General features: G+C 61.8%; 28 protein-coding genes and 1 riboswitch. Of the genes, 13 read left to right on the plus strand and 15 right to left on the minus strand.

Annotation, left to right across the window (positions count from 1 at the left end; genetic code table 11):
• Positions 1 to 52: 52 nt before the first annotated feature.
• Both FGL65_RS03110 and FGL65_RS03115 read right to left on the minus strand, forming a co-directional pair.
• Positions 53 to 247: a Trm112 family protein gene (locus FGL65_RS03110; protein ID WP_147819606.1), complete on the minus strand. Its 195-nt coding sequence runs from the start codon at positions 245 to 247 to the stop codon at positions 53 to 55.
• Between the two features lie 65 nt (positions 248 to 312).
• Positions 313 to 1,272 carry a chemotaxis protein gene (locus tag FGL65_RS03115; RefSeq protein WP_147819607.1) on the minus strand — a complete coding sequence of 320 codons (960 nt, stop codon included), beginning with the start codon at positions 1,270 to 1,272 and terminating at the stop codon, positions 313 to 315.
• 195 nt (positions 1,273 to 1,467) lie between these two features.
• On the opposite strand from FGL65_RS03115, the gene FGL65_RS03120 reads away from it, so the two are divergent.
• The 7 genes from FGL65_RS03120 to FGL65_RS03150 all read left to right on the plus strand — a co-directional run bounded on the left by FGL65_RS03120 (position 1,468) and on the right by FGL65_RS03150 (position 7,813).
• On the plus strand, positions 1,468 to 2,343 hold the full coding sequence (locus FGL65_RS03120) for a PHP domain-containing protein (RefSeq protein ID WP_222705785.1): 876 nt from the start codon (positions 1,468 to 1,470) through the stop codon (positions 2,341 to 2,343).
• Between the two features lie 99 nt (positions 2,344 to 2,442).
• Positions 2,443 to 2,874: a cereblon family protein gene (locus FGL65_RS03125; protein ID WP_147819609.1), complete on the plus strand. Its 432-nt coding sequence runs from the start codon at positions 2,443 to 2,445 to the stop codon at positions 2,872 to 2,874.
• Between the two features lie 180 nt (positions 2,875 to 3,054).
• On the plus strand, positions 3,055 to 3,852 hold the full coding sequence (locus FGL65_RS03130; RefSeq protein WP_147819610.1) for a substrate-binding periplasmic protein: 798 nt from the start codon (positions 3,055 to 3,057) through the stop codon (positions 3,850 to 3,852).
• Positions 3,853 to 3,896: 44 nt separating this feature from the next.
• The gene (locus FGL65_RS03135; protein ID WP_147819611.1) at positions 3,897 to 4,523 is read left to right on the plus strand and encodes a YigZ family protein; all 627 of its coding nucleotides are present in this window, start codon (positions 3,897 to 3,899) and stop codon (positions 4,521 to 4,523) included.
• Positions 4,524 to 4,785: 262 nt separating this feature from the next.
• Positions 4,786 to 6,519 carry a carbon starvation CstA family protein gene (locus FGL65_RS03140; RefSeq protein ID WP_147819612.1) on the plus strand — a complete coding sequence of 578 codons (1,734 nt, stop codon included), beginning with the start codon at positions 4,786 to 4,788 and terminating at the stop codon, positions 6,517 to 6,519.
• Positions 6,520 to 6,659: 140 nt separating this feature from the next.
• Positions 6,660 to 7,121 (plus strand): hypothetical protein, encoded by a 462-nt coding sequence (locus tag FGL65_RS03145; protein WP_147819613.1) that lies wholly within the window; start codon positions 6,660 to 6,662, stop codon positions 7,119 to 7,121.
• Positions 7,122 to 7,291: 170 nt separating this feature from the next.
• Positions 7,292 to 7,813 carry a GNAT family N-acetyltransferase gene (locus FGL65_RS03150; protein WP_147819614.1) on the plus strand — a complete coding sequence of 174 codons (522 nt, stop codon included), beginning with the start codon at positions 7,292 to 7,294 and terminating at the stop codon, positions 7,811 to 7,813.
• A 26-nt stretch (positions 7,814 to 7,839) separates the two neighbouring features.
• On the opposite strand, the gene FGL65_RS03155 is transcribed toward FGL65_RS03150, so the two are convergent.
• Complete coding sequence (locus FGL65_RS03155) at positions 7,840 to 8,748, minus strand: DMT family transporter (RefSeq protein ID WP_250645556.1); 909 nt, start codon at positions 8,746 to 8,748, stop codon at positions 7,840 to 7,842.
• Between the two features lie 126 nt (positions 8,749 to 8,874).
• Between FGL65_RS03155 and FGL65_RS03160 the strand changes: the two genes are divergently transcribed.
• The gene (locus tag FGL65_RS03160; protein ID WP_147819615.1) at positions 8,875 to 9,447 is read left to right on the plus strand and encodes a DedA family protein; all 573 of its coding nucleotides are present in this window, start codon (positions 8,875 to 8,877) and stop codon (positions 9,445 to 9,447) included.
• 91 nt (positions 9,448 to 9,538) lie between these two features.
• Here FGL65_RS03160 and FGL65_RS03165 read toward each other — a convergent pair whose 3' ends face one another.
• The 7 genes from FGL65_RS03165 to FGL65_RS03195 form a co-directional block, all read right to left on the minus strand.
• Positions 9,539 to 10,354, minus strand: a complete 816-nt coding sequence (locus FGL65_RS03165) for an AraC family transcriptional regulator (RefSeq protein WP_187170512.1) — start codon at positions 10,352 to 10,354, stop codon at positions 9,539 to 9,541.
• A gap of 363 nt (positions 10,355 to 10,717) precedes the next feature.
• Positions 10,718 to 12,031: a hypothetical protein gene (locus FGL65_RS03170; RefSeq protein WP_147819617.1), complete on the minus strand. Its 1,314-nt coding sequence runs from the start codon at positions 12,029 to 12,031 to the stop codon at positions 10,718 to 10,720.
• Positions 12,032 to 12,035: 4 nt separating this feature from the next.
• Positions 12,036 to 12,719 (minus strand): ABC transporter ATP-binding protein, encoded by a 684-nt coding sequence (locus FGL65_RS03175; protein WP_147819618.1) that lies wholly within the window; start codon positions 12,717 to 12,719, stop codon positions 12,036 to 12,038.
• A gap of 9 nt (positions 12,720 to 12,728) precedes the next feature.
• Positions 12,729 to 13,946 (minus strand): ABC transporter permease, encoded by a 1,218-nt coding sequence (locus tag FGL65_RS03180; protein ID WP_147819619.1) that lies wholly within the window; start codon positions 13,944 to 13,946, stop codon positions 12,729 to 12,731.
• A gap of 10 nt (positions 13,947 to 13,956) precedes the next feature.
• Entirely contained in the window at positions 13,957 to 15,189 is a 1,233-nt protein-coding gene (locus FGL65_RS03185) for an ABC transporter permease (protein ID WP_222705786.1), read from the minus strand.
• Between the two features lie 2 nt (positions 15,190 to 15,191).
• Positions 15,192 to 15,950: an outer membrane lipoprotein-sorting protein gene (locus tag FGL65_RS03190; RefSeq protein ID WP_147819620.1), complete on the minus strand. Its 759-nt coding sequence runs from the start codon at positions 15,948 to 15,950 to the stop codon at positions 15,192 to 15,194.
• On the minus strand, positions 15,947 to 16,570 hold the full coding sequence (locus FGL65_RS03195; RefSeq protein ID WP_147819621.1) for a TetR/AcrR family transcriptional regulator: 624 nt from the start codon (positions 16,568 to 16,570) through the stop codon (positions 15,947 to 15,949). The genes FGL65_RS03190 and FGL65_RS03195 overlap by 4 nt, the downstream gene beginning before the upstream one ends.
• Before the next feature lie 174 nt (positions 16,571 to 16,744).
• On the opposite strand from FGL65_RS03195, the gene FGL65_RS03200 reads away from it, so the two are divergent.
• Positions 16,745 to 18,073, plus strand: a complete 1,329-nt coding sequence (locus tag FGL65_RS03200; RefSeq protein WP_222705787.1) for an APC family permease — start codon at positions 16,745 to 16,747, stop codon at positions 18,071 to 18,073.
• A gap of 30 nt (positions 18,074 to 18,103) precedes the next feature.
• On the opposite strand, the gene FGL65_RS03205 is transcribed toward FGL65_RS03200, so the two are convergent.
• Positions 18,104 to 18,667, minus strand: a complete 564-nt coding sequence (locus FGL65_RS03205) for a LysE/ArgO family amino acid transporter (protein WP_348981302.1) — start codon at positions 18,665 to 18,667, stop codon at positions 18,104 to 18,106.
• A gap of 164 nt (positions 18,668 to 18,831) precedes the next feature.
• Here FGL65_RS03205 and FGL65_RS03210 point away from each other — a divergent pair, with 164 nt between their 5' ends.
• A complete protein-coding gene (locus FGL65_RS03210; protein ID WP_147819623.1) occupies positions 18,832 to 19,740 on the plus strand; it encodes a LysR family transcriptional regulator ArgP in 909 nt (302 codons plus the stop codon).
• A 47-nt stretch (positions 19,741 to 19,787) separates the two neighbouring features.
• Here FGL65_RS03210 and FGL65_RS03215 read toward each other — a convergent pair whose 3' ends face one another.
• Both FGL65_RS03215 and ribB read right to left on the minus strand, forming a co-directional pair.
• Positions 19,788 to 20,612, minus strand: a complete 825-nt coding sequence (locus FGL65_RS03215; protein ID WP_187170513.1) for a methylated-DNA--[protein]-cysteine S-methyltransferase — start codon at positions 20,610 to 20,612, stop codon at positions 19,788 to 19,790.
• 299 nt (positions 20,613 to 20,911) lie between these two features.
• A complete protein-coding gene (gene ribB, locus FGL65_RS03220; RefSeq protein WP_147819625.1) occupies positions 20,912 to 21,556 on the minus strand; it encodes a 3,4-dihydroxy-2-butanone-4-phosphate synthase in 645 nt (214 codons plus the stop codon).
• Positions 21,557 to 21,667: 111 nt separating this feature from the next.
• A riboswitch (FMN riboswitch) is annotated at positions 21,668 to 21,817 on the minus strand.
• A 326-nt stretch (positions 21,818 to 22,143) separates the two neighbouring features.
• Here ribB and FGL65_RS03225 point away from each other — a divergent pair.
• Positions 22,144 to 23,715 (plus strand): DEAD/DEAH box helicase, encoded by a 1,572-nt coding sequence (locus FGL65_RS03225; protein ID WP_147819626.1) that lies wholly within the window; start codon positions 22,144 to 22,146, stop codon positions 23,713 to 23,715.
• A gap of 92 nt (positions 23,716 to 23,807) precedes the next feature.
• Positions 23,808 to 24,359 carry a hypothetical protein gene (locus FGL65_RS03230; protein ID WP_147819627.1) on the plus strand — a complete coding sequence of 184 codons (552 nt, stop codon included), beginning with the start codon at positions 23,808 to 23,810 and terminating at the stop codon, positions 24,357 to 24,359.
• Between the two features lie 119 nt (positions 24,360 to 24,478).
• On the opposite strand, the gene FGL65_RS03235 is transcribed toward FGL65_RS03230, so the two are convergent.
• Positions 24,479 to 24,811, minus strand: a complete 333-nt coding sequence (locus FGL65_RS03235; protein ID WP_147819628.1) for a hypothetical protein — start codon at positions 24,809 to 24,811, stop codon at positions 24,479 to 24,481.
• A gap of 135 nt (positions 24,812 to 24,946) precedes the next feature.
• A complete protein-coding gene (locus tag FGL65_RS03240; RefSeq protein ID WP_147819629.1) occupies positions 24,947 to 25,372 on the minus strand; it encodes a hypothetical protein in 426 nt (141 codons plus the stop codon).
• 610 nt (positions 25,373 to 25,982) lie between these two features.
• Between FGL65_RS03240 and satP the strand changes: the two genes are divergently transcribed.
• Entirely contained in the window at positions 25,983 to 26,537 is a 555-nt protein-coding gene (gene satP / locus FGL65_RS03245) for an acetate uptake transporter (protein ID WP_147819630.1), read from the plus strand.
• Positions 26,538 to 26,655: the final 118 nt, after the last annotated feature.

Below are 26,655 nucleotides of genomic sequence, written 5' to 3' on the forward strand. Positions count from 1 at the left end.
AAGGCCCTGTCCCGATATGCGGGACAGGGCCTGGAAGATTCGGTTTTCGAATCTAGGACGCCTTGCTGCCGGTCCAGTCCTTGTCGGAAACGGCCTGATCCACCAGCATGATGGGGATCTCGTCCTTGATGGGATAGACCACTTCGCATTTGGGACAGCGCAGGCCGTCCTCCTTGGGCAGCAGTTCCAGTTCGCCCTTGCATTCCGGGCAGGCCAGTATGTTCAGCAGTTCCTTGTTCAGCGCCATGTGTTTCCTCCGGTGATTGATGCGGAGGTTGTACCCCCGGAACGGCTCCGTTGCAAGCGCACAGCCTAGGACCGGACCTCGATGCCCCGTTCGCCCAGCAGCTCGATGGCCAGGGCGGCCATCTTGTCCATGTCCGGCTTGGCCACCTGGGCGTCGGCGCGCACGGATTCCCCCTTGTGCCGCAGTTCGTCGGTGATGATGGAGGAATAGAGGATCACGGGAAGCTGGCTCAGTTCCGGGTCCTCCTTGATGTTCTTGGTCAGGGTGAATCCGTCCATGCGCGGCATCTCGATGTCCGCGATGATGATGTCCAGGTAGTCCCGGATGGTCTTTCCTTCCTCCGAGGCCTGCTCCTTGAGGGCCCGGAGCTTGAGCAGGGCGTCCTCGCCCGTGTTGGTGAGCCGGATGTCGAAGTTGGCGGCCTCCAGGTTGTTCTTGAGCATGGCCCGGATGGTGGCGGAATCGTCGGCCACCAGTGCGCGGAGCTGGCGGGCGGCCTGCACGTCGCTGGTCCAGGCGGCCAGGGTGGAGGTGGGATCCAGGTCCGAGAGGATGTGTTCCAGGTCCAGGAGCTGGATGAAGTGTTCGTGGATGTCCACCAGGCCGATGATGGTGTTCTGATCAAAGGAATTGAGCATGCCCTGGGGCGGGATGACTTCGGGCCAGCCCACGCGGTGGATCTCGGTGACCCCCGAAACCAGGAATCCGGTCACGGCCTGGCTGAATTCGGTGACGATGACCACATCGTCCTCCTTTTTCACCCGGTCCATGCCCAGCCAGTTGGAGAGGTCCAGCACGGGCAGGATGTGCCCGCGCAGGGGGATGGTGCCCATGAAGCACGGGTGCGGCGCGGATTCGGGCGGTTCCAGGTTCGGGCTCTCGATGACCTGCATGACCTTGGCCACATTGACGCCGAAGTGGCACGGCTGCGGTTTTCCGTGCCTGTCGGCCTCGTCGATGAAAAATTCCAGTATTTCAAGCTCATTGGTCCCGGTTTCCAGGAGTATTTCCTTGTTGTTTTCCATTCCTGCCTCCAGGGTTGGGTATCGGGTATTCTATGGCTAGTATCCAGAATAGAACAGTTGTACTTGTGAGGGAAGTATAATCGTCATTCTTGCCTTGCCCCGGGGTGTGGATTTTTGCGCGACATCCATGTACGTCTGAATGAATACGTGAAAAAATCACCCCTGTGACGGGCATATAACCATGAAGGATTTTTGATGATCGATCTGCATACCCATTCCACGGCATCGGACGGAACGGACAGCCCCCGGGAGCTGGTCCGCAAGGCGGCGGAAATCGGCCTCGAAGCGCTGGCCCTCACGGACCACGACACGCTCCAGGGACTGCCCGAGGCTCTGGAGGCGGGGCGGGAATTCGGCGTGGAGGTGGTGCCGGGCTGCGAGCTGAGCGTGGAATCCCCGGAGGGCGTGGGATGGATCCATATCGTGGGCCTGTGGATCCCGGAGGAGGCCGAGCCGCTGCAGCGGGCCTTTGACTGGGTCATCGAGGGGAGAGAGACCCGCAACCACGAGATCATCGCCAGGCTGCGCAAGCTGGGCATCAACATCACCTACGACAACGTGGTGGCCCGGGCCGGGGGCACGGTGGGCCGCCCGCACATCGCCCAGGAGCTGCTTTCCCTGGGAGTGGTGGAAAGCGTGCAGCACGCCTTCGGCCAATATCTGGGCGACAACGGCAGGGCCTACGTGCCCAAGCGCAAGCTGAGCCGCGAGCAGGCCATCGGCGTGCTCCGGGAGGTGGGAGCCACCTCGATCCTGGCCCATCCCTTCATGCTGGGCCCGTCTCCGGCCCTTGTGGAAAGCATTGTCGGGGGGCTCAAGGACATGGGCCTGGACGGCATGGAGGTGTTCTACACCGAGCACGACGAGTCGGCCACCAAGCTTTTCGGCAGGCTGGCGGACAAGTTTGGGCTGCTCAAGAGCGGAGGGTCCGATTACCACGGCCACGTCAAGCCCGGCACCAAGCTGGGCGTGGGCAAGGACAACCTGGATATATCCTATGACCTGCTGGAGGCCATGAAAGAGGCCCGGCGCGCCCGGGGCCAGTGGGTCACGGAGCGGATCGGCGGGTAGGATCTTGTTTCGGCGTCATCCTGTTTCCGTTCCGGCGGTCGGCAGGCAAGGCTTTTCACGGCTCCGGCAATACGTTATCGTTTCATGACAGGAGATCGCATGCCGACATCTCAGACTGTTGAAACGCACTATCTGCTCAAGGGAGCTCCGGAACCGAACCGGGATTCCCCCCGGCCGGAAGAGGGACTCGACGACGGCCAGGGCGGCAGGCGCGTGTTCATCTGCCGTTCCTGCGGCAACCGCATAACCTCCGCCGCAGCGGCCATGGCCGTGAACGGCAAGCACAAGCACACCTTTTTCAATCCCCATGGCTATGTCTTCGAACTGGGCTGCTTCTCCTCCGCCCCGGGCACCATCCGCGTGGGTCCCGCCTCCCCGGAATTCACCTGGTTTTCGGGCCACACCTGGCAGACCCTTGTCTGCGGCCGGTGCAACATCCATATCGGATGGCACTACCAGGCCGACTCCGGCTCCGGATTCTACGGCCTTATCCTTCCCCAGGTGGCAGAGGTGGACGAGGACGGCGCATGATAATCATGGGCTTTTCCAACCGGCGGATCGCCTTTTCCCCGCACCCCTGTTATCCTGATCCCCGGCCGTGAAGCGTCCGTTGCTGGGGCCTGAGATCGCAACGTATTAGAAACAATAATAATTGCCTGGCGCTATGCCCTGAACTATGTCTTTCCAAAAAAGGTGGCGGGTGTTTTGGGAGTGAAGCAGTCGGTTTTCCTTGTGGCCGCGGTCCTGGCGGCGCTTCTCCTGGCAGGCGGTGCATGGGCCCAGTCCGAGCGCAATCTGTTGTTCGTGTATGAGGACAAACCCAATTCCGACCGCTGTCTGGGGAGCGGCACGGCCATTCCCTGGGAAAAGCCCGGCCTTTCCGTGGAGCTCATGGTCATGACCGCCCGCAGGCTGGGTATCAATCTCAAGCTGCAGCGCATGCCCTGGAAGCGGTGCAAGTACATGCTTCAGCATGGCTTGGCCGAGGGCATGTTCCACACCAGTTATGATGAAGAGCGGACCCAGTACGCCCTGTATCCCATGAAGAACGGCAGCCCCGACCCTTCCCGCGCCGTGTTTTCCCAGTCCTATTATTTCTATACCACCAAGACCGACCATGTGGATTGGGACGGCATGGAACTGCGCAACCTGGGCGCCAGGCCCGTGGGCATTTCCATGGGCTATTCCATTGCCAATGACCTTCAGGAGCTTGGTATCCGCTATGTGGAGTTCGTTGACCAGGAGACCAGCCTGGTCAGCCTGGTCGAGGGCCGGGTGGCCGCCGTTGCCGACCTGGGCACCATGACCGACCCCATCATCAAGGCCAGCAGCCGCCGTTTTCAGACCGTCAGGAAGCTGGATCCGCCCCTCAGGACCAAGCCCTATTTCCTGGTTTTTTCCCGCAAGCTGGGCCTGGAGGATCCCCCGCTGGCCGACCTGTTCTGGAAGACCATGAAGGAAGTGGAGGCCTCCTCCGCCTTTCGCGAGCGGGAGAAGCTCTACCGGTAGCCGCCGTTCTTGACGGTCATGCCGCCCCGGCCTACAAGTCCGCCATGTCCAGCCGTTACCTGATCCCGGCCGTTTCCCGTCACCGCGTGGAGGAGAGCATCAAGCGCTCGAGGTTCATCGCCACCCTGGCGCACGTGCAGTGCCCGGAGGAGGCCCGCGCGTTTGTGGCCGAGATCAAGGAGGAATTCCCGGACGCCACGCACAATTGCTGGGCCTTTGCGGCCGGTTCCCCCGGCGAAACCGCCCATGTGGGGCTGAGCGACGACGGCGAGCCCCACGGCACGGCCGGCAAGCCCATGCTGAATGCCCTGCTGCATTCGGGCGTGGGCGAGATCGCGGCCGTGGTCACCCGCTACTTCGGGGGCGTCAAGCTCGGCACGGGCGGGCTGGTGCGCGCCTATTCCGGCCTGGTCAGCCTGGGGCTGGAGTCCCTGCCGACCAAGGAAAAGGTGGAGCTTTCCCTGGTGCAGGCCGTCATTCCCTATACCTTTGTCACCCTGTTCAAGCGCATGCTTCCCGACTTTGAGGCCGAGGTAGCGGAGGAATCCTTCGAGGTGGACGCCTCCTTTCTCGTGCGGCTTCCGTCGGAGCATGTCCGGGCCTTTGAAAAGGAGCTCCTGGACATGACCAAGGGCGAAGCGCTTTTTTCCCCTTCGCAAGAGCACCCCTGATTGCCATTTATTCCATTGAGGAGTAGAGCAGAACAAACTGGAGTCTTATTTGTTGCTGTTTGCCTGGTGTGTAAAAGAGCAAACATTTCAATGTGACAAATAAAGCGACCCGGCCTTGCGGCCGCTGAAATCATTTTCAGCGTCATGGTTGCTTTCCAGAAGTGTGCATCCGGAGCGATCCGGAGGATGTTTGACATATGGTCCGGGACCAACCGCCGTGTGGGGCGGCGTGAAGACGCAAACACCAAACCAAGGGGGCTTTATGAACTCGCTGGTTATTGCAGCGTTGTGTTTCGTAGGCTATTTCGTGGCCTACCACACCTATGGGAAATTCCTTTCCAAGAAAATTTTCAAAATCGATGAGGCGTTGGAGTGCCCGAGTTGCGCGTTGCAGGACGACGTCGACTACGTGCCCACCAAAAAGGAAGTGCTTTTCGGGCACCATTTCACTTCCATCGCCGGCCTGGGGCCTATTGTCGGTCCGGCCATCGCCATTATATGGGGCTGGGTACCGGCCGTGATCTGGGTCTTCCTGGGCTCCATCTTCATGGGCGCGGTGCATGACTTCGGCGCACTCATGGTCAGCCTGCGCAACAAGGGCCGTTCCGTGGGCGACGTGGCCTCCAGCCTCATCAGCCACCGCGTGCGTTCCCTGTTCCTGCTGATCATCTTTTTCGAACTGCTCATCGTCATCGCGGTGTTCGCGCTGATTATCGGCATTCTTTTCAACATGTATCCCGCATCGGTCATCCCGGTCTGGGGCGAAATCCCCATCGCCGTGCTGCTGGGCTACCTGATCTACAAGAAGGGCCACGGCCACACCATGTGGGGCATCGTTGCGCTCATCACCATGTACGTCACCGTGGTCATCGGCGCGTACTATCCCATCAGCCTGCCCGCCATCGGCAGCCTGAACCCCATCGTGATCTGGGTGCTGATCATGTTGGCCTACGCCTACATCGCATCCGTGCTGCCGGTCACCACGCTGCTGCAGCCCCGCGACTACATCAACGGCCACCAGCTTCTGGTCGCCCTGGCCCTGCTCGGCGTGGGCGCGGTCGTGGCCCATCCCGACTTCGTTGCCCCGGCCATCAATGTCGCGCCTGAAGGCGCGCCCCCGGTCCTGCCCTTCCTGTTCGTGGTCATCGCCTGCGGCGCAATCTCCGGCTTTCATTCCCTGGTTTCCTCGGGCACCAGCGCCAAACAGTGCGAATCCGAAAAGGACTGCCAGTTCATCGGGTACGGGTCCATGCTGACGGAAGCGGGTCTTTCCACCCTGGTCATCATCGCCGTGGGCGCGGGCATCGGCCTGGGTCTGAGCACCGCCGACGGCGGCATGCTCACCGGCACCGAAGCCTTCACCACTCACTATGCCTCCTGGTCTTCCGCCGCGGGCCTGGGTGCCAAGCTCAAGGCCTTTGTAGAAGGTTCGGCCAACCTCATGGCTTCCTACGGCATTCCCAAGAACATCTCCCTGGCCATCATGGGCGTGTTCCTGGTGAGCTTCGCGGCCACCACCCTGGACAGCGCCACCCGCATCCAGCGCTACGTGGTGGGTGAGCTGGCCCAGGCATACAAGATGCCCGCACTGGCCAAGCCGCACGCCGCCACCCTCATCGCCGTGGGCACCGCCGCCGTGCTGTGCTTCAACGGAGGTTTCGGCATCGCCGAGGTCAAGAAGGGGGCACTGGCCCTGTGGCCGCTGTTCGGCACCGTGAACCAGCTCATGGCCGCCATGGCCCTGCTGGTGATCACCGTGTACCTGGCGCGGCGCAAGGCCCCGTCCATCGTCACGGCCATTCCCCTGGTGTTCATGATCGTCATGACCGCCTGGGCCATGATCTACAACCTCCAGGATTTCATGGCCAAGGACAACATGATGCTCTTCGCCATCGGGCTCATCGTCCTGCTGCTGGAGTTCTGGATGATCGTGGAGACCCTCATCGTCATGAAGAAGGTCATGGCCGATCCCGAACCCGTGGAGGACTGCGCCTAGCGCAAGCCTGTCTGTGACCGATCAAGGCCGCCTTTGGGCGGCCTTTTCTTTTTTCATGACAACCGGCTCGGATAGTTCACAGTTCATTGGAATTTTGCTAGCGTATAGAAAAATTCTAGAAACTGCGGTGGGGAGGCAGGATGTCATTGCACAAGCTCAGGGCGGTCTTCAAGGACTTGAACGACAAGTCGGACAAGGCGCGTGAGGCGGCCCTTTTCGAAATACAGGAACTCAAGAAGGATCTTACGGAACTGCAGCGGCATCTTTCCGGGCGCAAGCGGGAGACCTGCATCGTGCCCGAGGATCTGATCCGGTCCGCCTATGACATTTCCTATCACTACCGGGGCATGCAGCAGCGCCAGGCCATCCTGGCCGAGCTGCACGAGGAGATGGAGATCGCCGACGCCATGGAATACCTGGAGTCGCGCGGGGCCAAGATGTTGCAGCGTCCGTCCGGGTGGCACTGGACCAGTTCGCAGGACGAGCGGTTCCTGCTGCACGAGAACGACGCCATCGCGGCGGCGCAGAAGCTGCGCAAGCTCCTTGCCGGCGGCAAGCGCCGCAAGAAGGCCGCCAAGAAAAAAACGGTTTCCAAAAAATAGAGGCTTGGGGAGAACGTCCATCCTCTCCCCATAAGAAAGCCTCTGCCGTGGCGGTCATGGCAGAGGCTTTTTTGCTGGGTTCATTATCATAGAGCGGACAAGAGCTCGCTGCAAATCCGTATCCCAGTTCCTTCCCGCTGTTTCCGAACCAATCAATGAGTAATCAGGTCATGCTGACGAACACATATTTCCTGAAATCAGAGCGGATGGGCTTTCGGTGCTGGGGCATGGAAGACCTGGATCTGGCCGTTTCCCTGTGGGGAGATCCCGAGGTCACGCGGTTCATCGATGCGCGTGGGGAGTTGCGCAAGGATCTGGTCAGGGAAAGGCTGGAACAGGAAATCCTGAGGCACAAGGAGTCTGGCGTGCAGTACTGGCCGATCTTTCGGCTGGAGGATGGCGAGTTCGTGGGCTGTTGCGGGCTGCGGTCCCATGACCGTGAGAGAGCCGTCCTCGAGATCGGATTTCATATCCGTCGCGCCCATTGGGGGCAGGGATACGCCACCGAGGCGGCGCGCGCCGTCATTGCCTATGCGTTCGGCTCCTTGGGAGCTTCGGCGCTCTTTGCCGGGCACAACCCCGCCAACACGGCTTCGGCCCGGCTGCTGGAAAAACTCGGCTTCGTTTATACCCACGACGAGTTCTACCCGCCCACCGGGCTGCTCCATCCATCCTATCTGCTGCAACCGTGAAGCATCCGCTGTGCTAAGGGCTATTCTCAGCCCCTGTTTCCGCTTTTCTGCGTCACCCAGACACCGAGAAAGATGAGGGCCGCGGCGAGCATCTGCGTGGGCGAGAGGGTTTCGCCGAGAAAGACCCAGGCCACGGCCACGGCCACCACGGGCACGAGGTTGATGAACGCGGAGGCCCGGCTGGCCGGGATGCGTGCGATTCCGATGTTGTAGAGGCCGAAGGCCCCGAGGGTCACGAAGGTCCCCAGGTAGACGACCACGGGCAGGACGGTTCCCAATCCTTCGGGCATGTTCGTGACCAGCGGCCAGAGCCCGGGCAGGAAGAAGACCGCGCCGATGAAGGTCTGGATGGCCGTGAGCGTCCAGGGACCGAATGTGTCGCTGAGGCGCTTGACCAGCAGCATGTATCCGGCCGCGCAGACCATGGCCCCGAACTCCAGGAGATTGCCCAGGGCCGGGTTGGGGGCGTTCGCCGAAGGCGACCCCGCCAGGGTCAGCCAGGCCACGCCTCCAACAGACAACAACAACCCGGCATAGGCACGCAGGGTGGTGGTTTCTGCCAGGAAGACGCGCGCGCCCACGGCCACCATGATGGGCAGGGTGGCGGCGATGATGCCCGCCTGGGCCGAGGTGGTGTACTTGAGGGCGTAGGACTCCAGCAGGAAATAGAGGCAGGGCTGCAGAAGCGCCAGGGGGGCCAGCAGCTTCCAGTTCGCCCTGGTGGTTTTCCGGGGCAGCACCCGGCCGAGCATCGGCAGCAGGGCCAGGCTGCCGAAGATCAGGCGCAGCCACATGACCGTCCATGGCTCCAGGTAGGCCAGGACCGCCTTCATGGCCGGGAACGAGCTGCCCCAGAGCAGCACGGCCCCCAGTATGGCCAGGGTGGGCAGGACCTCGGTCTCGTGTTTTTTCGTCATGGCTATTGCTTTGGACACTGTTTTCTCCTTTGTCTTTCCGCTGTGTAGTCCCGAACCGGCCCATGGTCTTGCAGAAAATTGCTGACCGGAGATTGTTGCCGGATTGTAATGGATTGCGGTTCAGGATTCGGTATATGACAGGGCATGACCTCTCTGGCCGACATAGTTTCCACCTACGGGTACCTGGCCGTGGTGATCGGTACCATGCTCGAGGGTGAGATCGTGCTGGTGGTGGCCGGTTTCCTGGCTCACCAGGGCTACCTGAACATCGACGGGGTCATGCTCTGCGCCTTTTTCGGCAGCCTGACCGGCGACCAGTGTTTTTTCCTGCTGGGCCGGGGCAAGGGCGCGGAATTCCTGTCCAGGCGGCCCCATTGGCAGGCGCGCACCCAGCGCATCCGCACCATGCTCCATGAGCACAAGCGCAAGGTCATGCTCGGTTTCCGGTTCATGTACGGGCTGCGCAGCGTGGTTCCCTTGGTGCTCGGGGCCAGCGGCTTCCCGCTCAGGATGTTCATTGCCTACAATGCCATCGGGGCGGCCCTCTGGGCCGTGGTGGTCGGCTATGGCGGGTATTTCTTCGGCTATGCCCTGGAGGCCTTCTTCGATGACATCTCCAAATACGAACACTGGGTCATCGGAGCACTCGTCGTGGGCGGCATGGGCCTGTGGCTTTATCATCGGTTTCGGGAAAAGAAACGAAATCGAACAGCATAACCCATCACGCGCAGCGTGATCGCCAAAGGATTTTGAAGGGAGGGGCCCGGGGAGGGAAACTTTTGCAAAAGTTTCCCTCCCCGATTCTTTTTTAAGAAATGTACTGCGCCGGGGTCGCCCCCGTGAATTGCTTGAATCGATGGGTGAAGTGGCTCTGGTCCGTGAATCCGCTTTCCAGGGCGGCCTCGGCGATGGACATGCCCGAAAGCAGCATGCCCTTGGCCCGCTCCACGCGGCACTGCAGGTGATAGCGGTGGGGCGGTAGACCCGTGGCCTTCTTGAACACGCGCAGGAAATGGTAGCGGCTCAGGCCGGTCACGGACGCCAGCCTGTCCAGGGTGACCTTCTCGGCCAGGTTTTCACCCAGGAATTCCTTGGCCTGATGCACGGCCCAGGGCTCGGAGCCCGTGTCGGGCCGACGGATGCCGCCGTGGGCGAAAAACAGCCCGGACATGGCTTCGAGCATGGCCGATTCCTTGGCCAGCCGGTCCAGCCCCGAATGCACGGCCCGGTTGAGGAGCATGAGCCGCCGCGAGAGGTGGGGCGTGTGCACGATGATGTCCCGGAATTCGGGCAGCCCGTCGTTGCCGTCGCGCAGGTCCGCAGCCATGGAGCGCAGCCAGGCGTTGTCCACGAAATACATGCGGTAGGTGATCCGCGAGTCCCGGTCCATGAGGATTCCCGCGTGCACCTGCCCGGGGTTGAACAGGCACATTTCGCCCTGGGTGATGGTCACGCTGCCGTGCCCCGGCCCGAGCGCCAGGCACCGCCCCCGCTCCATGACGCCGATGGTGTAGCAGTCGTGCGTATGGTGCGGAAAGGAGTGGGTGCTGTCGGCGGACAGGCGGATTTCCAGCGCGTCCACGTCAGGGTCGCGCCAGTAGCGAACTCGTTCCTTGCTGCGCATGGGGTTTCCTCGATTCCTGTCCGACCCTAGCGGCAGTGCGTGCTCTTGTCTTGTAGAAAATTGCGGGGCGCAAGGCGCCCCGCCTGAGGGGTTATGTCCGATCATGCTTCAATGACAGACCAAAGGGGTTCGTCTGCGTATTGCTCATAACCGGCCATATGTTCTGGTTGCCGGGCGTTTTGCGGAAGACTTCGACTTTCGCTTCAGGGTCATGGCCGCATCCTGCCGTAAGGATGGCGGCGCGCCCGGTTTGAACGCCCGGTGTTGTCGCTCGTGCGCGATTCGTTCTGGCAACTTGTGGATACGAATATTAAATTCGTATGTCAAAAACAGAAACGAATCAATATATGATGTGAAAAAAGGTTAGAAATACCAGGTCAGCCAGGCCGAGACCGAATCGGCAGGCTTTTCGTCGAAGGGATAGCCCGGGATGTCGTAGCCGCCGTATTCCGTGCCCTGCGCGCCCCAGCTGAAGGAGCCGGACAGGGTCAGGCGCAGGTTGTCGGACATGTCGTAGACCGCGCGGGGCAGCCAGACTCCGGACGGGTCGTTGAGGTTGACGATGGCGGTCAGGTACAGGTTCAGCAGCGGGTGGATCTCGCAGTTGAGGTGCCCGCTCCAGTACAGGGAGCCCAGGGCGTAGAGCTCGCCCCGCGCTATGCGTTCGGCAATGGCCGTATCCGAGAAGTGGTCCCCGTAGTCCGCGTCCGACAGGCCGTTGTAGTAGAGCTCCACGTAGCCGTACCAGTTCTTCTCGAACCAGATCCAGGAGTAGTCCATGTTGGCCACGGCCGAGAGATAGGCCCAGCGGCCCCGGCTGGGGTCGTCCAGGAAGGTTGCGGTCGTATCGAAGCGCCAGGCCGCGTCGCCGATGTAGCCCACGGCCCCGGCCCCGAGGATGGTGTCCTCGTAGTGGCGGGCCGCGATCAGGTCCACGCCCGTGTTCTCGCTGGCCTGGAAGTGCAGCTTGCCGCCCGTGGAGGCCTGCTCGAAGTCCGCGTCCTTGGTGCTTGGGTCGCGGCGGGCCACATAGATGAGCTCCACGTCCACGTCCCTTTCGAGCACGGTGGCCGGGAACTGCACCAGGGCCATGTCGTCGCCCACCTTGTAGTCCCGCTCCAGGTCCGTGGGCGCGAACGGGTTGAACAGGTCCATGGGGTTGAAGGTGAAGCCGTGCCCCCAGGTGGCGGCCTGTCTGCCCAGGCGCACCTCGCCCCATTCCGGGGTCAGTGCCAGCATGGCCCGGTCCAGCCGGTGGTAGAGCATGGCGCCCCGGTCCTCGTGGATCACGCCGGTCAGGTCCACGAGGCGGCGGTCGTCGCTGGGCGGGGCCACCAGGCCGTTGGGATACAGGGCCGGATAGAGCCGCTTGAGCCGTTCCCCGTCCTCGCGGGTGCCGCCTCCGGCCAGCACGCCTTCCCAGTGGATTTCGGTGTAGGCGCTTTCCTTGAAGAAGGTCTTGTTGATCAGCCGCAGCTCGGTGAAGCCGTCAAAGTTGGTGCCCAGCCCCACTTCCTGGAAGGCCGACCCCGGCTCGGGAAAGAGCGCCCGCCCGTAGTTCTTGAGGTGCCCGTTCCATTCCATGTCCACATTGCTCCACAGGCTCCCGTTGTCCCCGGCGTGGGCCGGGGGCGCGAGCAGGAGCAGGAAGAAAAGGAGCAGGGCGGTCTGTCGCATGTCGTTACCGGGTCTCGTCGTCCTCGATCATGCCGTCCTTGAGGTGCACGATCCGTTTGGCATAGTCCATGACCATCTGGTCGTGGGTGGAAAAGATGAAGGTGGCCCCGTGCTTTTCGTTCATTTCGCGCATGATTTCCAGGAGTCCCTGGCCGGTCTTGGAGTCCAGGTTGGCCGTGGGCTCGTCCGCCAGCACGATGGAGGGCCGGGAGACGATGGCCCGGGCCACGGCCACGCGCTGCTGCTGGCCGCCCGAAAGTTCCGCGGGCCTGCGGTTGTATTTGTCCTCCAGCCCCACGTCGTCCAGCACGCCCCGGGCGCGCTCGCTGCGTTCCCTGGCCGGGACGCCCTGCATGAGCATGACGTATTCCACGTTTTCCTGGGCGGAGAGCACGGGGATGAGGTTGTAGGCCTGGAACACGAAGCCGATCTTGGACAGCCGCATGGCCGCCAGCCGGGACTGGGACAGGCCGGTGATGACCTCGCCGTCCAGGGAGATGGATCCGGAGGTGGGCTCGTCCAGCCCGCCCATGAGGTTGAGCAGCGTGGTCTTGCCCGAGCCGGACGGACCGGCCAGCACGGTGAAGCCGCCCTTGTGTATGTCCAGGGAAACGCCGGACAGGGCGTGCACGTCCACCTTGCCCTGGCGGTAGGTCTTGGTCACGTTGTCGATGGTCACGATATTCATTTCAGGCTCCTATGTTTGGGCCATTGCTTCCACGGGGGTGATGCGCCCGGCCTTGAGCGCCGGATACAGGCAGACCAGCAGGCCCAGGGCCAGGATGACCGCGTTGGCCGTGAGCGCGTCCCGGGCCGCCAGCTTCGGGATGATGATGTGGCCCATGCCGAAGTACTCGGACCCCTGGGCCATGAACGACAGGTCGATGCCGCCGGACAGGGCGTGGATGGAGGCCAGGCCGAGCAGGTTGCCCGCGGCCAGCCCCACCAGCAGCAGGATCAGGCATTCGGCGAGCACGCCGCGCACGATGAGGGCGGGCCGCATGCCCAGGGCCTTGAGCAGCCCGAATTCGCGGGTGCGCTCCAGCACGGCCATGAGCATGGTGTTGACGATGCCGAAGCCCATGGCCGTGAAGACCACCAGGTACCAGAGGAACATGAAGGAATCGAACATGCTCAGGTAGCCGGTGAGCAGGGGAAGCATGTCCTCCCAGGTAAGCACGGTCAGGCCTGCGGGCAGCTCCGCGCGCAGGGCCTCGGCCACCGGTTCCACCCGGTTGCGGTCGGGCAGCCGGACGCAGGCGGCCGTGACCGCGTCCTGCACGCCCAGCAGCGTGCGCGCCGCGGACAGGGTGATGAACACGTAGCGTTTTTCCGTGGCTTCCAGCTCGGCCCGGTACACGCCCCGGATCTTGAAGGCCCGGGACTGGGTGTCCTTGTCCGCGCCCTGGGTCATGAGCACGATCTTGCGGCCCGGTTTGGTGTCCATGGAATCCAGCAGGCCCTTGCCCACGACCATGCCGTGGGCGTCGTCCATGCCCAGGGGCCGGCCTGCGACAATGGATTGGCCGTAAAAGGAGAGGCCCGGCTCGCGGTCCGGGGCGATGCCCACGATGGCCACCCCGTCGGAGTTGCGGGCGTTGGAGGCCACGCCGTTCACCTCGATGCGGAAGGCCCATTTCGCGTCCGGGGGAAGGACTTTTTCCAGCAGGGCGCGGAGCGGGGCCGGGTCGTCGATGCGGTTTTCCACCACCGGGTCGTCCCGATACCCCGTTTTCTGGATCTGGATGTGCCCGGTCAGGGTGTTGATGGAGTTGTCCAGCATGGATTCGGCCATGCCCCGGGACAGGGCCCCGAAAAAGAGCATGGTCCAGGCGCCGATGATCACGGCCGCGAGGATGATCAGGGTGCGGCGCGGGTTGCGCCAGATGTTTCTCCAGGCGATCTGCAGTTGCATGGGCGTTCTCCTATACGGCGTGCATGGCTTCCACCGGCTTGAGCCTGCGCACCTTGAAGGCCGGGTAGAGCGCGGTGAGCATGGTGATGCAGAAGACCACGAAGGGTCCGGCCACGGCCGTTATCCAGGAAAGCTTGGGCCGCAGGACGTTGGGAATGCCGTATTGCCGCAGCATGCCCTCTGCCTGGCCCATGGTCATGCCCGTGTGCTCCAGGTACAGGGTCAGGGCGCACCCGGCCGCAATGCCCAGGGCAATGCCGCAGAAGGTCAGGAATGCGGACTCGTAGAGCAGCATCCTGGTCAGCCTGCCCGGCTGCGCGCCGATGGCCATGAGCGTGCCGAACTCGTGGGTGCGCTCGAACACGGCCATGAGAAAGGTGTTCATGATGCTGAAGGCCACCACCACGATGAGGATCAGGTAGAAGATGACGCCCCCGCCCAGGTCCATCTGGATGGACTGGATCAGGCCGGGCATGAGTTGGTCCCATCGTTTGCACTCCAGTTTTCTGGAGTTTTGCATATTCGATAGCTTTCCGATAATCGTCTTTTGCGCCGCATAGACGCCGGGCAGGGAGTCGCAGGCGGCCACCACCTGGTGCACGGCACCGCGCATGGCGAAGACCTCCTGGAAATAGCCGAGGGGTATCTGGATGGCCGAGCGGTCGTATTCGTCCATGCCCGAGGAGAAAATGCCCTTGACCGTCAGCACCGTGGCCGCGATGGAGCCGTCCCGGGCATTGCCCAGAAGCACCAGTTCGTCGCCCACGGCGACGTGCAGGTTTTTGGCCAGCAGCGAGCCGACAATGGCCTGATTGGTGTCGCCGGGGGCGAGGTAGGAGCCCTCGCGGATGGTTTCGTGGGTGGTGGAGATGGCGGTTTCCCGGGCCGGGTCCACGCCCGTGACCATGCCGCCGTAGGTGCGGTCCTCGGAGGAGAGCAGGGCGAATCCGTTGGCCCGGAAGGTGTGGCCGGTGACGTGCGGCGCGTCTTGCAGGACCTCGGCCACGGCCTGCGGGTCCTGCACCACCCAGCGCATTTTCATGTCCTTGTCGTAGCCCTCGGCAACCACCTGGAGGTGGCCGGTCTGCATCTTCACGGCCGCGTTGATCATGACCTCGTACATGCCGAACTGGAACGAAAGCATGAAGACCAGCAGCAGGCAGGCAAAGGCGATGGCCAGGATGGTCAGGATGGACCTCCTGGGGTTCCGCCAGACATTGCGCCAGGCCATCAGGATTTCCATGGCTACCTCACGGGCTTCTTGAGCGCGTTCAGGGTGAACAGGGAGTCGCGCAGCTTTACGTCGAATTCCAGGCTTTCGTACTCCAGCAGGGTGTATTCGTCGTCTGTCTCGGCATCGAGGGAGCGCATCTTCCAGACGCGCGGGAACGGCCTGCCGCCCATTTCCCGGATGTCCCCGGTGGTCATCACCTTGACCGGCTCCAGGTCCTCGTCGTGGAACGACTGCTCCATGAGCACGCCGTCCTCGCGGATAGTGATCCTCTGCATGCCCCAGACCACGGGGGCGTCCGGCTTGGGCATAGCCCTGATGGTGTAGACCTTGAGCCCGTCGTTCTCGCCCGTCTTCTCGATGCTGTGGTCGTAGTCCAGGAGGATGGAGTCGGCCTTGGACAGGTCGTTGTTGGAGAAGTCGGAGCCCATCCAGGACTGGGACATCATGGAGGGCGGGATCTTGACCACCCGGTTGATCTTGGGGTTGTAGGTCCACATTTCGCGTCCCTTCTTGAGGGTGCCGTTGCCCTTGTCCTTGGCCGGGGCCACAATCTGGAAGATGGAATCCTCGCGTCCCTTGGTCCAGGCCTTGATGGTGGACTTGCGCTCCCAGTCGGGCCGGTGCACGGTCATGTGCACCACGGAGACCGAGGTGCGGCCGCGCATGTAGTCCCAGGCCCTGGCAACGACGTCCCGGGCCGTGGGCTCCTGCGCCAGGGCCGGGCCCGGCAGGAGCAGAAGCAGGCAGAGCAGGGTGTGGAGATATTTCATGAGGGTTCTCCCTGGTTGCGTATTCCCCTGAGCACCGTGTCCGCAAAGAGGCGGGCATTGTTTCTCAGGTCAAAGGATTCGTCCATCCAGGCCTGGAGCATGATGCCGTCCAGGGCCCCGACGAGTCCCGCGGCCACGGCTTCCGCGTCCACATCGCCGTGGAACACGCCGGACCGCTTGCCGTCGCGGATGAGCGCGGCCACCACCTCCCGGAAGGCGTTGTACAGCCTCTGGAGCGCCCCCTGGAACTGGCCGCGCAGGGCCGGGGTCTTGGCGGCGGCCCAGAACTCCAGCGAGATGGAGAAGTAGTCCCGGGTCTCCTCGGCGGAACGGATGGCCGTGTCCAGGAAGGCCTTCAGCCGGTCGGCCTCGGTGCCGCCCAGCTTGTCCGCATCCATCATGCCCGCGGACACGATCTCGTCCACATACCACTGAAAGACCCCGAAAAACAGGTCCTCCTTGCTGCGGTAATATTCGTAGATGGTGCCCTTGCCCACACCGGCGGTCTGGGCCACCTCGGACATCCTGGACGCGGCGAACCCCTTGCCGGAAAAGACTTCCAGGGCCGCCCGCAGGATGGCCCGCTGTTTTTTCTGTTTGTTCTCTTCCCGTTTTCCCATGAATAAAAAATGACCGACCGGTCGGTTTTTGTCAAGCCGCCTTGCAACCGGGTGTCTTTGCACGATTTCATTGCAGCATTTCGCGGCAATTCTTTCGGAAGGTTGACAAATTTGAGTGCTGGCGGTCTTGTGGTATTTCCATGGAAAGCGTTCTTCAACCAGCGGGAGGCAGGCGTGAACAAAAGCATCAAGCGGGACCACGGCGAGCAGATAGGCCTTTTATCGGCCGTTTCCATAGGCATCGGGGGGATGGTCGGCGGGGCCATCTTCGCGGTTCTGGGCATTTCCGCGGCCCTGGCGGGCGGGGCCATGCCCATAGCCTTTTGCGCGGGCGGGCTGGTGGCGCTTTCCACCTCCTACTCGTACGCCAAGCTTTCCGTGGCCTTTCCAGACCGGGGCGGCACGGTCTCGTTCATCAACCGGGCCTTCGGGCACGGCCTGTTCTCGGGGGGCATGAACAACATGCTGCTGCTCAGCTACGCGGTGGTGCTCGCCCTGTACGCGGCGGCGTTCGGCGGATACGGGGCAACGTTTTTTGCGTCCGCCCAGCAGCTTGTTGCCAAGCACGTCCTGCTTTCCGGGGCCGTGGTCGTGCTGACCCTGCTGAACATCAAGGGCGCGGAGGCGGTCCTCAGGACCGAGAATTCCATCAACGCCGCCAAGCTCGGCATTCTGCTGCTCTTCGTGGCGGCCGCCTTTGCCGGGGGCCTGGATTACGCCAACATGGCCGACTCCACCTGGGTCGGGCCGGTGCAGATCGTTGCCGGGGCCATGATCATCTTCGTGAATTACGAGGGCTTCGAACTGATCTCCAATGCCGCCCCCGACATCCGCGACCCGCACAAGACCATACCGGCGGCCCACTACATCAGCGTGGGCATCGTCATCCTGCTCTATATCCTGATCGCCATGGCCGGGCTCGGCGTGCTGGGCGCCGGAGGGCTTGCCGGGGCCTCGGAATACGCCCTGGCCGCCGCGGCCAGGAAAGTGCTCGGTTCCCCGGGGTTCACGCTCATGGCCGTGGCCGCACTGCTGGCCACCGCTTCGGCCATCAACGCCACGTTCTACAGTTCGTCCCGCATCACCTACACCATGGCCGAGGCCGATGAAGCGCCCCATTTCCTGGAAACGCTCTTTCTGGGGCAGCCGGTTGTCGGGTTGCTCCTGCTTTCCCTGTCCACCCTGCTGGTGGCCAATCTCGTCAATCTCAACGCCATATCCACCATGGCCAGTTCCGGCTTTCTGCTCATCTTTGCGGCGGTGAACGCGGCGAACTTCCGGCTGGCAAGGGAAACCGGCAGCAGCCGTTTGATTTCCGGTCTGGCCCTGTTTCTTTGCCTCGGTGCGCTGGCGGCCATCTGCATGCAGGTCTGGTCGTCGCCCGAGACCCGTTCCCACCTCTGGATTCTCGCGGCCATGGTCGCGCTCTCCTTCGGGCTGGAGCTCGGGTACAAGGCCATTGCGAGGCCCAAGGAAAAAGCCCCGGCTATGTCAGGGCGTTGAGGATGAGATTGGCGGCGATGGACCACATGGTCAGGCAGATGATGGAGTCCAGCAGCCGCCAGGTGAGTTGCTTGCGGAACAGCGGGGCGAATGTCTGCCCCCCAGACTCAGGCACAAAAACCAGACCGTGGAGGCCCCGATGGCCCCGGCCCCGAACAGGTAGCGGTCCATGGCCGGATACTGGCCGCTGAGGCTGCCCATGAGCACCACGGTGTCCAGGTAGAAGTGGGGGTTGAGCAGGGTCACGGCCATGGTCAGCAGCAGGGTCTTTTTCAGAGTGTGCGCGGTTTCCGCATCCGCGTTCAGGGAGCCCCCGCGCAGGGCCGAGCGCAGGGAGCCGTACCCGTACCAGAGCAGGAAGGCCGCGCCCCCGAAGGCCGCGATTTGGCCCAGCACCGGGTTGGAGGCCACGGCCGCGCCAACGCCCGAAACCCCCAGGCTGATGAAGATGACATCAAAGAGGATGCACAGCGCCGCCACCATGAGATGGTGATTGCGGCGCACGCTCTGGGTCAAGACAAACGCATTCTGCGCGCCTATGGCGACGATCAGGCCGCCGCCGGTGGCGAATCCCTCTATGGCGGGTATGAGCATGGTTCTCTCCTTGTCCGGCTGTTGAAAGCGGTCCGTCAACCTTGTTGCCCTATGAACAGCCGCAGGCAACGGGTGCCGTTTGTTCTGAAAGCAAAATAGGGAGAGCTTTATGGTAAGTAAAACTAATCTTGTTAATCATTGATAAGAAATGCTAATGGTAGTCCATGCTGGATTACAAACTTTTGCAGGCCCTGGCCGCAGTGGTGGACGAGGGCGGGTTCGAGCGCGCCGCGCGCGTGCTGCACGTGACCCAGTCCGCCGTTTCCCAGCGCATCAAGCTGCTGGAGGAACAGGCCGGTCAGGTGCTTTTGGTGCGGTCCGCGCCGCCGCGTCCCACCGAGGCGGGCATACGGCTGCTCAAGCATTTTCGGCAGGTTCGCAGGCTGGAGGATGACTTGGGCCTGGAAATGAATTTGGACGCGGGGGCCGGGGACGAAAGCGCAAGGAAGACCACCATCTCCATGGGCATCAACGCGGACAGTCTGGCCACCTGGTTCCTGGAGTCCGTGCGCGGGTATCTCCAGGCCGAGCCGGTGCTGCTGGATCTGCGGGCCGACGACCAGGAAGAGACCCACAAGCTCCTGCGCGACGGCGAGGTGCTGGGCTGCATCACCTCGCGTTCTGAACCGTTCCAGGGGTGCCGGTCCGAATACCTGGGCAGCATGACCTACCGGCTCATGGGTTCATCCGGATTCAGGGACCGTTGGTTTCCGGACGGGTTCACCGAGGAGGCCGTGCGGCGCGCCCCCATGCTCATCTTCAACCGCAAGGATCACATGCATGACCGGCTCCTTGAAAAGGCCTTCGGCCATGTTCCGCCCCTGAATCCCTTTTATGCGCCCAGTTCCGGGCGGTTCGCGGACTTTGCCGAGGCCGGGCTGGCCGCGGCCATGCTGCCCGGGGAGCAGTACGGCGAGTACCTGGCCGAAGGGCGGCTGGTGGATGTGGCCCCCGGGTTCGACCACACCGTGCGGTTGCACTGGCATTGCTGGAACATCGATTCCCCGGTGCTGGCCGGATTCACCCGCGCCCTTGCGCGGGGGGCGCGTCGTCTGCTTCAACAGGAGCCTTGAGGATTTTTTGAAAAGAATATCCCCGGCATTTGGGTGAGTAAAAAAAGCTAGTAAATTTCAAGGCGCTCGCGTTCGATGAGCGCCATTTTCCTTTCCACGCCCCAGCGGTAGCCGCGCAGCTTTCCGTCCCGGCCCATGATGCGGTGGCAGGGGACGACAACGCCCAGCCGGTTGGCCCCGCAGGCGCCGGCCACGGCGCGCACGGCCTTGGGAATGCCCATGCGTTCGGCCAGCTCTCCGTAGGTCATGGTCTCGCCCGGCGGCACCTGGCGCAGGGTCTGCCAGACCCGTTTCTGGAAGGCCGTGCCCTGGATGTCCAGGGGCAGGTCCTCGCCCTTGTCCGGGGAGTCGATGAACGAGGTCACGGCTGCCACCCAGCCCCGGAACGCTGGCTCGGCCTCGCGCAGTTCCGCCTTGGGGAATCTGTGCTGAAGGCCCTCCAGCAGTTCCCGCCGTTCCCCGAATTCAATGGCGCAGATGCCCCTGTCCGTGGCCGCGACCAAGGTGTCGCCCAGGAAGCTCGTCCCGAAGGCGTACTGGATGACCGCGCCTTTGCCCCCGGACCGGAACGAGGCCGGAGTCATGCCCAGGATGCCGTGGACCGAGGAATAGAAACTGCTGCCCGAACCGAATCCGGCCTCGTAAAGCGCCTCGGTCACTGCCATGCCCCGGGCCAGGAGTTCGCGCATTCGCTCGTCGCGCACGGCCACGGCGTACTGCTTGGGCGTGACGCCCACGGCCTCGCGGAACACGCGCAGGAAATGGTAGGGGCTCAGGTGCGCGGCCTCGGCCAGTTTCTCGAGCGCGGGCTCTTCCTGGCTGGTCTCGATGATTCTGCAGACCTTGATGATACGGTCCTGAACTTCTTTCATATATGCATCCCCTTGAACCATGCCGGGTCTTTCTTGCGCGCGGGGCGCAGCTTCCGGGCAATTCGACGCAGCATAGCCGGAATCGTCTTGAAACAAAATGCCATGAAACCTCCGGGTGTGTTTGCGCACAGTATCGGCCCGAGAGCCGGGGCCGACTATCGGTTTCTTGCGGTTGCGGACAGGGCGTGAAAAAGGCCACCCCTGTCCGGGGTGGCCTAGGATGTCGGTAGAGGCCGGTATTCATCGTGAATGCCGATTGTCGGTAATCAATCGGCACACGGAGAAGTCAGGGTAAGGGGTTAGTTCTCCCGCGCCGTGCGGTAGGCCTTGAGGTCTTCGATGGTGATGACCGGGATGTCGTGCTTTTCGCCGAAGGCGGCCGCCTCGGGCAGCCGGGCCATGGTGCCGTCCGGGTTGGTCAGCTCGCAGAGCACGCCGCAGTCGCCCAGTCCGGCCAGGCGCATGAGGTCCACGGTGGCCTCGGTGTGGCCGTCGCGCTCCAGTACGCCGCCCGGGCGGGCGCGCAGCGGGAAGATGTGGCCGGGGCGGTGCAGGTCCACCGGGCTGGCCCCCTTGGCAGAAGCCGCCTTGACCGTTTTCACCCGGTCCGCAGCGGAAACGCCGGTGGTCACGCCCTCGGCCGCCTCGATGGACACGGTGAAGGCCGTGCCGTACCGGCTGGTGTTTTGCTCCACCATCATGGGCAGGCCCAGTTCCTCGATTTTCTCCTCGGGCATGCACAGGCAGACAATGCCGCTGCATTCCCGGATGAGCATGGCCATCTGAGGTTCGGTGATGGTTTTCGCGCAGAAGATGAGGTCGGCCTCGTTTTCGCGGTTCTCGTCGTCGGTGACAAGCACTCCCCGTCCGCTGCTGAGGGCTTCCAGAGCCCGTTCAACGCGTTCGGTCGGTGCGCCCCACTTGGCAAGCAGGTTCTGATCCATGACAATCTCCTTTCGGAAAAGGTTATGAACCAGGGCGCAGGAATACAGACAGGAGCCCGCACACGGCGGGCAGCAGGCAGCGGGCGCGAGGGCCCAAAGACAGCTGATCTGTCCTATCCTCTTTCATCCGGACTCTTACCGTCGGCTCCGGCGTCTCACCGGATCTGCTGACCCTCTCCCCGATGGAGAGGCGCTCGCGGGCTCCCCGGTGCAAGCCGGGATACCGCCGGTGGGGAATTCCACCCCGCCCTGAGAATAAGATTCCGTTTGAATGCCTCAGGCCTGCCGGCTTTGTCAATGGTTCCGACGGGGCATCGGGCATGCGTTATAATCTGTCACGAAAAGCTTGACCTTCTTTTCTGTATGACATAGTCGGGCGGTGCGTTCACGGCGCGGCCGCGGCTGTTCCGTAGAATTTGAAAACCGAATCGAGCAAGGAGCCGTGGGCATATTCTTGTTCACGGCTTCTTTTTTTTGTTGCTTTTTCTGGCTGCTCACAGCGGTCCTGCCTCCCGATTTTCGGGCGGCAGCATCCCTTTGAACAGCCAGAGCCAATCTCCAAAAAGGCGTTACGCCAAGTTATTTCAATGAGCGAATTCAAGAAACTCGGCCTTTCCGACAAGGCCGTCGAGGCACTGGAAAAGAAAGGGTTCAGCGAACCCACCCCCATCCAGAAATTGGCCATTCCCCTGATCCTGGGCGGCGAAAAGGACGTGGTGGCCCAGGCCTCCACCGGTACCGGCAAGACCGCCGCTTTCGGCCTGCCCGTGCTGGAGCATGCCCGGGAGGGCGCTGGCCATGTGCAGACCCTGATCCTGACCCCCACCCGGGAACTTGCCATCCAGGTCTCGGACGAGCTGGCGTCCCTCAAGGGCACCCGCAAGCTGCGCGTGCTGCCCGTCTACGGCGGCCAGGCCATCCATCTGCAGTTCAAGAACCTCAAGCACGGCGTGGACATCGTGGTCGGCACCCCCGGCCGTATCCTGGACCACATGAACCGTGGCAGCCTGGACCTGAGCAACATCACCCACTTCGTGCTCGATGAAGCGGACGAGATGTGCAACATGGGCTTCATCGACGATATCCGCGAGATCCTGGAAGGGGCGGGCGAAAACCGCCGCACCCTGCTGTTCTCGGCCACCATGCAGCCGGACGTGCTGCGCATCGCCACCGAGTTCATGGGCGATTACGAGAAGATATCGGTCAAGCCCAAGAAGGATGAGAGCTCTCTCAACCGCCAGATTTTTCACGAGATGTCCGACTCGGACCGTTTCGAGGGCCTGTGCCGCGTCGTTGACGCGGAGCCGGACTTCTACGGTCTGGTCTTTTGCCGGACCAAGCTGGACACCGCCGAACTGGCCGGGCGTCTGTCCGACCGGGGCTACCCGGCCGAAGCCATCCATGGCGATCTTTCCCAGGGCCAGCGCGAGGAGATCCTGCGCCGCTTCCGCGATCGCAAGGTGACCATCCTGGTGGCCACGGACGTGGCCGCGCGCGGCATCGACGTGCCCGACCTGACCCACGTGGTCAACTTCGCGCTGCCCCAGTCTCCGGAAACCTACGTGCACCGCGTGGGCCGCACCGGCCGGGCCGGCAAGAAGGGCGTGGCCGTGAGCCTCATCGCCCCGCGCGAGTTCCGCCGTCTCATGTACATTTCCAAGCACATCGGCGTGCGCATCGAAAAGCAGCCCCTGCCGCGCATCGAGGACGTCATCTACTCCAAGAAGAAGCAACTCACGGACGAGTTGGAGGAGATCCTGGCCAACGGCGATCACGACGCCTACCGTTCCATGGCCCGAAATCTCATGGAGGATCACGAGCCCGAGGAAGTGCTGGCCGCGCTGCTCAAGCGCTCCTATGGCGACGACCTGGACCGCGAAAGCTACCGCGAGATCCGCGACGACTTCCGGCCGGGCAAGGGCGAATCCATTACCCTGCGCGTCAACGTGGGCCGTTCCGACGGGCTCTATCCCAAGAAGCTGGTGGAACTCTTGAGCAAGAACGCCGACATTCCTGCGTTCAAGATCCAGAACGTGCGTGTTCAGGGCCGTTACACCACTTTTTCGGTGCCTCAGAACCTGAAAAAGGAAATCTATGCCGCATTCAAGCGGCTTTCCAAGGGCGGCCCCGCCATCCGCGTGGATCTCTGGAAAAAATAATGAGAAAAAGGTGTGACGGCGTTGCCAGGAAACAAAATGCCGTCCATAGTGTGTCCAAGAACTGTGCTGGATTAAGAATTTAAGGAGAAATCATGCTCAAGCCTGAAAACTGCACTCTCTTCAGCGGAGCCGCCAAGGGCGCGGAATCCGAATTCGGTCGTCTGGCCGAAAAGTACGGCATCACCGAAGTCAACTACGCCTTTGAAGGCCATAACTGCGAGCGCAAGCGCGGCCTGCAGATGCTCAGCCCGGAAGAACTGACCCGCAAGGACGTCAGCCTGACCTACGTTTCCAAGCTCCTGAACCGGACCTTCACCAATGCCGAAAAGATGCGCAAGGTGCTGCAGTCCATCATGTATCAGGTGGACTCCGGCCACGAGATCTTCATCGTGGGCGTGATTCAGGAAGACAACACCGTGCGCGGCGGCACCGGCTGGGGCGCGGAGTTCGCCAAGATCTGCAACAAGCCGCTCTATGTTTTCGGCCAGGCCCGCAACGCCTGGTACAAGTGGGAAAAGGTCGAATGGGTCGAGGTCAAGAACCCGGTCATCACCGATGCCAAGTTCACCGGCACCGGCACCCGCTTCCTGGAAGAGAACGGCAAGAAAGCCCTGGAAGAGCTCTTCGAGCGTTCCTTCGGCTAGCAGACGCTTTTTCCGAGATTGTGCAGGCCGTCACCGTTTGGTGGCGGCCTTTTTTTGATGGCGGATGCCCTGGCTTCCTGGTTCGAGGAGAGCGCGGAAACGGGCGGGTTGGTGCGGCTTTAGTTGCCGCAACGGAACGCTTTGGGGTCGCCGTCTTCAAGGATTTGGGGAGGGCTTTTGGGTGGGCAAAGGGCATTTGCGGCAGCAAAGGCCCCTTGCTTGTCCTTGAACATCATGCTGGCATAATCCTGCCGGAAGGTATCCCACGGAGGATTGTCGCTCACAATGCGGCTGCCGTTCGCGTTCAGGTCAAAAGATTTCCGTCGAAATGGCATTTCCCTTTCTGGTTGTGTTGGACGGTCCGATTCCTCAAGAAGTCGTTTGAGACGGCTGCCTCCCCTTTTTGTCAGATGGGCGAAGAGAATATAGCTGTATCCGTCGGCGGTCTTCATCTGCCAGTACCTGCTTTGAATTCGGATGATTGTGATACATTCGACGTCCATACAGGTGATATTGAGTTCGGTTCCTGCCCATGTCGCTGCCGGGAGCATGAGAATAATCAGGGACAGAAGGAGTCGGGACACGGCTTAACCTGTTATTGTGTATTGAAGGGTTGAATTGTTTCCGCCCTTATAGAGCAAGTAGACAGTCCACGGCAATGGGATTTCACCGAACTTGGAGTAGGAGAATATGCTGCTTCCACCTGGTTTCAGGTGCCCTGTGCCGTCCCATATTTGTCCATCTACGCGAATATCCGCTCCGCAAACAAAACCGCCGATGTTTTTTACTTCGACTTCTATGACTTGTCCGGCATGAAAGGTCTCTGTGGTATGTGCTTCATACCCTTCGAGCGTCCCCATGATATTTATGGGGCGGGTATGCTTGCGGATGTCGCATTTACAGTTGGGATGGGGCCTTTCCGGTTTTTCCGTGAACTCCTGGCCTTCCAGCGCTTTGCAGGCTTTACATGCCGTGGGCTTTGGGTGAATTGTCCAATAGCAGAGTTGATCCACAAGGGAATGCTTTTGAAGGACTGTTGTTTGTCTCTTTTGCAATGATTCTTATGTGGAAATGCCGACCATATGCTTGGGCATGCCGTTAATAAGCTGACCCTCACCAATATGTTGTGTAAAAGGCTTTCTCATAAATGCTCCTGTTGGATTTTTAAAAGAATATCATGTGATTTTGTTGCCGGAGGGGAAAGGGTGAAATCGGAAAGTGTTGAGGAAGCCATTTCCCATTGACAGGTAAAATGGATGGATTGGCATGCTTGCTTGATCGCGTCCGTGCCCACGCCGCTGGACGACGCGTACCTGAACATGCTGGCGCATGAGGCGCTCATGGAGAGCGCGGAGACGGGCGTGTGGGTGCGGCTTTAGTTGTCTTGGTTCTGGACTTTTGAACTATTCGGAGGATTCAAGGTTTTATGGAGCGGAAAGGTTGAGTTGCCAGGGAGAGTTGCACGGGGACGAACTGTTCGTTGACAGTGTTCACCTTCCCCACTAGAACACGCTCTCCCGCCACACAGACAATCCGCGTACATGCCCGGTCCGTCCCGTCGCAACGGGTGCGGATCCACCGGTGCTGTGTGTTTGCAATACTTATCTGAAGGAGAGACTTTTCATGGAATCGAAACTTGCCAACCCCGCCCCGCTCGGACTGATGGGCTTCGGCATGACCACCATCCTGCTGAACATCCACAATGCGGGATTTTTCCCCATCAGCTCCATGGTCCTGGCCATGGGCATCTTCTACGGCGGCATCGCCCAGGTCATTGCCGGAATAATGGAATTTAAGAAGGGCAACACCTTCGGCACTACGGCCTTCACTTCCTACGGCCTGTTCTGGCTGACCCTGGTGGCCCTGATAGTTATGCCGGGGCTGGGTTGGGCCGAGGCCACTCCCCATGCCTACATGGGATGCTACCTGGTCATGTGGGGTGTGTTCACCCTGTTCATGTTCCTGGGAACCCTGAAAGGCAACAAGGCGCTGCAGTTCGTGTTCTTCTCCCTGACCGTGCTGTTTTTCCTGCTCGCTGCCCGCGACTTCACCGGCAACGCCGTCATTGGCGCAGTTGCCGGATGGGAAGGGATCGTCTGCGGGGCTTCCGCGGTGTATCTGGCCATGGCCGAGGTCCTGAACGAGCAGTATGGCCGCACCATCCTGCCCATCGGCTAACACGCCTTTCGACGCCAGTCTGAAATTGAGCGCCGCACGGTTTTCCGTGCGGCGCTTTTCATATGGGGATGCCTCGCGGACTACGAATGCGAAAGGCACCGGACACCGAATCCGGGGC

The organism is Salidesulfovibrio onnuriiensis, from assembly GCF_008001235.1.
Classification (GTDB): Bacteria; Desulfobacterota; Desulfovibrionia; order Desulfovibrionales; family Desulfovibrionaceae; genus Pseudodesulfovibrio; species Pseudodesulfovibrio onnuriiensis.